The organism is Bradyrhizobium sp. (assembly GCF_035273305.1).
Taxonomy (GTDB): Bacteria; Pseudomonadota; Alphaproteobacteria; order Rhizobiales; family Xanthobacteraceae; genus Bradyrhizobium.
In genome coordinates this window covers 1-6,572 of the sequence record NZ_DATEPI010000026.1, presented here as the reverse complement: position 1 = coordinate 6,572, position 6,572 = coordinate 1, and the positions used below count along the sequence as shown (strand labels likewise).

The 6,572-nt window shown below is 61.2% G+C and carries 6 protein-coding genes; 2 read left to right on the top strand and 4 right to left on the bottom strand.

Annotated features, from left to right (window positions below; all coding sequences use genetic code 11):
* Nucleotides 1-117 precede the first annotated feature (117 nt).
* Nucleotides 118-1,467 (bottom strand): RsmB/NOP family class I SAM-dependent RNA methyltransferase, encoded by a 1,350-nt coding sequence (locus VJV58_RS01700; RefSeq protein WP_324135585.1) that lies wholly within the window; start codon nucleotides 1,465-1,467, stop codon nucleotides 118-120.
* A 183-nt stretch (nucleotides 1,468-1,650) separates the two neighbouring features.
* On the opposite strand from VJV58_RS01700, the gene VJV58_RS01695 reads away from it, so the two are divergent.
* Entirely contained in the window at nucleotides 1,651-1,869 is a 219-nt protein-coding gene (locus VJV58_RS01695; protein ID WP_324135584.1) for a DUF1674 domain-containing protein, read from the top strand.
* Between the two features lie 21 nt (nucleotides 1,870-1,890).
* Here the strand turns inward: VJV58_RS01695 and VJV58_RS01690 are convergent, their stop codons facing one another.
* Together VJV58_RS01690 and acs are read right to left on the bottom strand one after the other, a co-directional pair.
* A complete protein-coding gene (locus tag VJV58_RS01690; RefSeq protein WP_324135583.1) occupies nucleotides 1,891-2,403 on the bottom strand; it encodes a L,D-transpeptidase in 513 nt (170 codons plus the stop codon).
* Between the two features lie 432 nt (nucleotides 2,404-2,835).
* The gene (gene acs, locus VJV58_RS01685) at nucleotides 2,836-4,788 is read right to left on the bottom strand and encodes an acetate--CoA ligase (protein ID WP_324135582.1); all 1,953 of its coding nucleotides are present in this window, start codon (nucleotides 4,786-4,788) and stop codon (nucleotides 2,836-2,838) included.
* A gap of 376 nt (nucleotides 4,789-5,164) precedes the next feature.
* Here acs and VJV58_RS01680 point away from each other — a divergent pair, with 376 nt between their 5' ends.
* The gene (locus VJV58_RS01680; protein ID WP_324135581.1) at nucleotides 5,165-6,268 is read left to right on the top strand and encodes a DNA topoisomerase IB; all 1,104 of its coding nucleotides are present in this window, start codon (nucleotides 5,165-5,167) and stop codon (nucleotides 6,266-6,268) included.
* A 9-nt stretch (nucleotides 6,269-6,277) separates the two neighbouring features.
* On the opposite strand, the gene VJV58_RS01675 is transcribed toward VJV58_RS01680, so the two are convergent.
* A partial coding sequence (locus VJV58_RS01675; protein ID WP_324135580.1) for an EVE domain-containing protein occupies nucleotides 6,278-6,572 on the bottom strand: 295 nt, incomplete at its 5' end.

Genomic DNA, 6,572 nt, shown 5'->3' with positions numbered 1-6,572 from the left:
CCTGCCCTTGATTGGAGGATTCAGGTTGCGAATCCTTTTAGTCTGGAAACGCCGCCAAGACATCTTGAAAGGCTGCGAATCAGCGGCAGGTCAAGCAGAAGGGCTGTAAAGGCAAAGTCAGGATTTGACCAACCGCGCGGCATAGAACCCGTCAAGCCCGCTCAACCGAGGGTCTTGATGCGGCAGGTGGCTGGGCAGCGTGCGCACGTCGCCATTCGCCGTCAGGATTTCCTCGCGGCCCGCGACCTCGCCAGCATCGACAGGCACGCGACGCATGGCGGTTTCGGTGGCGAGAAGGGCCGCGATCGCGTGCTCGCCCTCTTCCGGTTCCAGCGAGCAGGTACAATACACCAACATACCTCCAGGCCGGAGCAGCGAAGCCGCGTTTTGCAGCAGTCGCTTCTGCAGCGCCGCCAAGGCGCTGATGTCGTTCTCTTGTCGCAGCCAGCCAACATCGGGGTGGCGACGAATCGTTCCGGTAGAGCTGCAGGGCGCATCTATCAGAATACCGTCGAAAGCTCCGCCGTTTCCGCCCTGCCACTCCGCTGCATCGGTGACGGTCGTTTCCGCTGATAACGCGAGCCGCGACAGGTTCTCGCGCAACCGCATCATGCGCGCCGGCGAGCGGTCGACCGCGCTGACCCGCGCCCCGGCGTGGGCCAGTTGCGCCGTTTTGCCACCGGGTGCGGCGCAGAGATCGGCGACGGATTTTCCGGCGACATCGCCAAGCAGGCGCGCCGGCAACGCGGCCGCCGCATCCTGAACCCACCATTGTCCCTGAGCGAACCCGGGCAGGATTGTAACCGGACCCTGCAACAGCGTCCGCACGGTACCGGTTGGCAGCACTTCACCATGAAGGCGCGTCGCCCAATGGGCGGGATCGGACTTCACGGTGATGTCGAGCGAAGGCTCGTGGCCGATCGCAACGGCGATCTCGCGCGCGACGGTTTCGCCATAATGGGCGATCCATCGCTTCATCAGCCACTCGGGAATATCCAGGTTCTGTAATTTTACGCTGTCGATCAGCGGCTGACCCTCGCGGGCGCAGCGGCGCAGCACGGCATTCACAAGGCCCGCGTATTTTGCCGCGCGGCGATCCGATTGTACCAGCCGCACCGAGAGATCGACGGCGGCATGATCGGGCACATCCATCCAAAGGATCTGCGCGGCGCCGATCAACAACGCGCTTTGCGCGCGCGGCGCGTCGGTCGGAATGCCGCGATCGAGCAATCGTGACAACAGATGTCCGAGTGTGCCAAGTCTGCGCAAAATGGTTGCCACCAGCCGCCGCATCAGGGCGCGGTCGCGATCCGAGAGGGTCTTCAATCCCGGATGTGCGGCGGCGCCATCCAGTTGTTCATCCAGCGTGCGGTGCTTATGCAGCACGCCATCGAGAATATCCGCGGCGATCCTGCGCGCCGCGAGACCTGGGACCTCGGGTGGCAATGCGAATTTTTGAGAAGGCATGGAGTGGGAACATTCTCGGCGAGTTGGACGGCGCAAGTATCTAACTCACACCATCGCACGGAAATCACCTTTGCCACCGGAATATGCCAAATGTAAGAATCGCCCTACCGTTTTCGTGCTCGCAGCACCATCTTTGCCAGAAGTTTTGAATCCACGGAGCGAACCAGCGGCAGGAGTCCGGACATGAGCGAGAATCGATCGCCGCCCGCAGCGCCATCAGCAACTGAGCAACGCAAGCCGCTCACACCAGCGGCCGAGCGCGCGCTCGCCGAAGCCAAAGCGCGAAGGCAGGCCGCCGAGGCAAACGCACCGCCGCCACAGAAGGAGTTGCGGGGTCCTAAAGGCCCGGAACCGACCCGCTATGGCGACTGGGAGAACAAGGGCATCGCGTCCGATTTTTGAATGCGATCTCAAACCGGCTAGTCAGTGCGAAACCACAACCGTCGTGCCAACGGAAACGCGCTGGTAGAGATCGCTGATATCACCGTTCAACATCCGGATGCAGCCGTAAGAGACAAAACCACCCACGGAGCTTGGCCTGTTGGTGCCGTGGATCGCGTATTCGCCACCGGCCAACGTCAGCGCGGCGACGCCCATCGGATTATGCGGCGAGCCGCCGGGGATCACATCGGGAATGGCCGGCTTGTCGTGCTTGACTTCCGCCGGCGGCGACCAGGCCGGATGGAGATATTTGCCGTCGATCTGGGTGACGCCCGCCCATTGCTTGCCCGCCTTGCCCACGCCGACCGGATAACGCACGGCATGGTCCTGATCGACCACCAGATAGAGCCGGCGCTCATTTGTCTTCACCACGATCGTTCCCGGGGAATATTCGCCGTGGAAACCGACAACATCCGGGCGCGCTTGCGCGCCGGTCGCCGCCAATAGGCCCGCTCCGGTGCAAACTGCGAACGCAACAGCAATCCTCGATGACATGAATCTCTCCGTTTCAAATCGACCGCCTTTTCGGGCGCGTTAACGCGATGCAAACCGTACAACACGGGATTTCGCGACAAGTTGCCGACCGATTTTTAACCGCGCTCGTTAATCAACAGCCATCCGCGAGGCGTCGGGCGCGCCTTAAGCGGGCCCGGAACGGAAATATTCGAAATAAAGTAAATGCAGTGAAAACGACGTGCGCGGGCATGGTTGCGCCGCGCCGGATCGCGACGATATTTTTGCTGCTGGCGAGGGCAGATTCCCAGAGTTGAGCGTGGCAAACGTCGAACACGCACGCTCTCGGAACGCGCGGGTAATGCGTGCTGGCAGCCGGCGCGCGTTCGGCCTTGCGACTACTGAACGGCATGCGCCGAAAGTCCGGTCAGCCCGCCCCGAGCTGCCGGCTCCGACCAACTCAAGCGCTGAAGTTCAGGCCGATACGTCTTTCCTGTTCTGGCGATGCTTCACGAGATCATCGACCACCGCCGGGTCGGCCAGCGTCGAGATGTCGCCAAGGCTACCGGGCTCGTCCTCCGCGATCTTGCGCAGGATGCGGCGCATGATCTTGCCCGAGCGGGTCTTCGGCAAACCCGGCGCGAACTGGATCTGATCGGGAGAGGCAATCGGGCCGATGTCCTTGCGCACCCAAGCCACCAATTCCTTGCGCAGCTCCTCGCTCGGCTCCGTACCGGCCATCAATGTCACATAGGCGTAAATGCCCTGACCTTTGATGTCGTGCGGGAAGCCGACCACGGCCGCTTCCGAAACTTTGGCATGCGCCACCAGCGAGCTTTCGACTTCGGCGGTGCCCATCCGGTGTCCGGACACGTTGATGACGTCATCGACGCGACCGGTGATCCAGTAATAGCCATCGGCATCGCGCCGGCAGCCGTCGCCGGTGAAATACTTGCCCTTGTATGTCGAGAAATACGTCTGCTCGAAACGGGCGTGATCGCCATACACCGTGCGCATCTGACCCGGCCATGACCTGGCGATGCAGAGATTGCCTTGGCATTCACCGGTGAGCACCGTGCCGTCGGCATCGACGATTTCAGGCACGATGCCGAAGAACGGCTGCGTCGCCGAGCCTGGCTTGAGCTTGGTGGCGCCGGGCAATGGCGTGATCAGAATCCCGCCGGTCTCGGTCTGCCACCAGGTATCGACAATCGGGCAGCGCTCGTCGCCGACCACCCGGTGATACCATTCCCACGCTTCCGGATTGATCGGCTCGCCGACGCTGCCAAGCAATCGAAGACTCTTCCGCGAGGTCTTCTTCACCGGTCCGTCGCCACTCTGCATCAAGGCGCGGATCGCGGTTGGCGCGGTGTAGAAAATATTGACCTTGTGTTTGTCGACGACGTTCCAGAATCGCGAATTATCAGGATAATTCGGCACACCCTCGAACATCAGAGTGGTCGCGCCGTTCGCGAGCGGCCCATAGAGAATGTAGCTGTGCCCAGTGACCCAGCCGACGTCGGCGGTGCACCAGTAAACATCGCCGTCGTGATAATCGAAGACATATTGATGCGTCATCGACACGAAGACGAGATAGCCGGCGGTTGTGTGCAGCACGCCCTTCGGCTGCCCGGTCGAACCTGACGTATAGAGAATGAACAGCGGATCCTCGGCATGCATGTGTTCGCAGGGGCATTCGGTCGTCACCATCTCGGCCGCCTGGTGATACCAGAGATCGCGCGACGGATTCATGTCCACCGCGGCGCCGGTTCGCTTGACGACCACGACCCAATCGACACCGCCGGTCTTGGCGATCGCGGCATCGACATTGCTCTTCAGCGGCACTTTCTTGCCGCCGCGCAGACCCTCGTCCGCGGTGATGACAATTCTGGATTGGCAATCGGTGATGCGCTGGGCGAGGCTGTCCGGCGAAAATCCGGCGAACACCACTGAATGGATGGCGCCGATCCGCGCGCAGGCCAGCATCGCGTAGGCGGCTTCCGGAATCATCGGAAGATAGATGGTGACGCGATCACCTTTTTTGACATTGCGGGTGCGCAGGATGTTGGCGAATTTGCAAACCTCATCGTGCAACTGGCGATAGCTGATGTGTTTCGATTCCGAGGGATCATCGCCCTCCCAAATGATGGCGGTCTGATCGCCGCGTTTCTCGAGATGGCGATCGATGCAGTTCCACGCAGCATTTAGGACGCCATCCTCGAACCACTTGATGGAAATTTTGCCGGGCGCAAAGGTTGTGTTCTCGACTTTGGTGAAGGGCTTCATCCAGCCGATGCGCTTGGCCTGCTCCGCCCAGAATCCGTTGGGATCGCTGATCGAACGCGCATACATCTCCTGGTACTTGGGCTGATCGATAAAGGCGCGCCTGGCCCATTCTGCGGGCACGTCATGAATCTTCTCGGACATTTTCACTCTCCACCTCGGGCCGATGACGTCGACACCGCACCCGAATTTGTTCTTGGCGCGATTATGCGTCCGGGCTGACGGCATCGACAAGCGCAACGACTACGACCTTCGGCGGGCTGAGTCCGCCACCTGTAAAAACCGGCCGACTCTTCGGGGGCGTGCGGATCACGATCGCGTTTTTGAGAACGCCAAAACGCCACAGGCTGCGCGCCGGAGGCATGTTAAGGGTACTATAAAACCTATATCGTAAAAGCCCTCACTAGCCATGGAGCAGATAACCCCCTAAATGGCCTGCCCGTGGCCAAAGCCACCTGCAGGAACAAAACATCAACAAACGGCATTAGCTGGATAGAGTTGGAGCAAGGCGACTAACGTCATGACGGATCAGGAGAATCTAGAGGCTACGCGGCCCGCTTCCGTCGATCCCGCCATGAGCCCCACGCCGGGACATCCCGCCAGCGTCGAATCCCTTGCCAACGAACTCGGCCTTAAGCTCGGCGACCAGAACGAGTTGACCATCCGCCGCATCAAGCGGGGGAAGAGCTATTCGTTCGTTCGCGCCAACGGCAAGCGGATCCGGCACACCGGCACGATCAAGCGCCTGCACTCCATGGCCGTACCTCCGGCCTATGCGGAAGTCCGCTATTCGCCTGACCCGAATTCGCATCTGCAGGCGGTCGGCCGCGATGCCGCGGGCCGGTTGCAATATCGCTATCATTCGGACTGGGAGAAGGTTCGCGAGCAGCGGAAGGCTCATCGGCTGGCGCGCCTGGTCAATGCGCTTCCGAAAATCCGCCGCAACGTCTCGATGCATCTCTCGGGCGAGGCCCCCACCCGCGAGTTCGCGCTTGCCGCGGTGATCGAGCTGATCGCGCGTACCGCCATACGTCCCGGCAACGAATCCTATGCCCGCCTCAACGGCACTCGCGGAGCTACCACGCTCTTGAAGTCGAACGTCACCCTGGAAGGGGATTCGGTGGTGCTGAGCTTCAAGGCGAAGGGCGGCAAGGCGGTACGCAAGGAATGTGACGCGGCCAAGCTGGTTCGCGCGATCGGCATCCTGAGCGGCCTGCCTGGCAAGCGCATGTTCCAGTTCCAGGACGGCTCAGGCAACGTCCGCGCGGTATCCACCACACAGGTCAATGCGTTTTTGCGCGAGATCGCGGGTATCAAGATCTCGCTTAAGGATTTCCGCACCCTGATGGCTTCCGCGGTGGTGCTGGAATCGCTGTCGCGGATTTCACCGGCCGCAAGCGCGCGCGGCCGCCGCAAGCAGGTGCTGGAAGCGGTCCGCGCCGCGGCGGATGAACTTTCGAACACTCCCGCGATCTGCCGCAAGAGCTACGTCCACGACACGATCGTCACCGCTTTCGAAGATGGCATCCTGGAACGGTTCGCCGCCACCATGAAGGGCTATCGCTCGCAATCGAAGCGCGAGGCGCTGCTGGCACAAGTCGTGACGGCTGCTGCGGCGGTTTGACCTACCCGATCAAACCCCGCCCATCTTGCAGACAAGCTTCCATTCTTCCGGCGTGACCGGCTGCACCGATAGCCGCGAATACTTCACCAGCGCCATGTCGCTCAACCGTTTGTCGGCCTTGATCGCCGCCATCGTCACCGGAGTCTTCAAGGGCTTGTCAGCCTTGATATCGACGCAGACGAACTTGCCGCTCTTGTCGCTCGGATCGGGATAGGCCTCCTTGATGACCTCCGCGATGCCGACAATCTCCTTGCCTTCGTTGGAATGGTAGAAGAACACGCGGTCGCCCTTTTTCATCTTCACC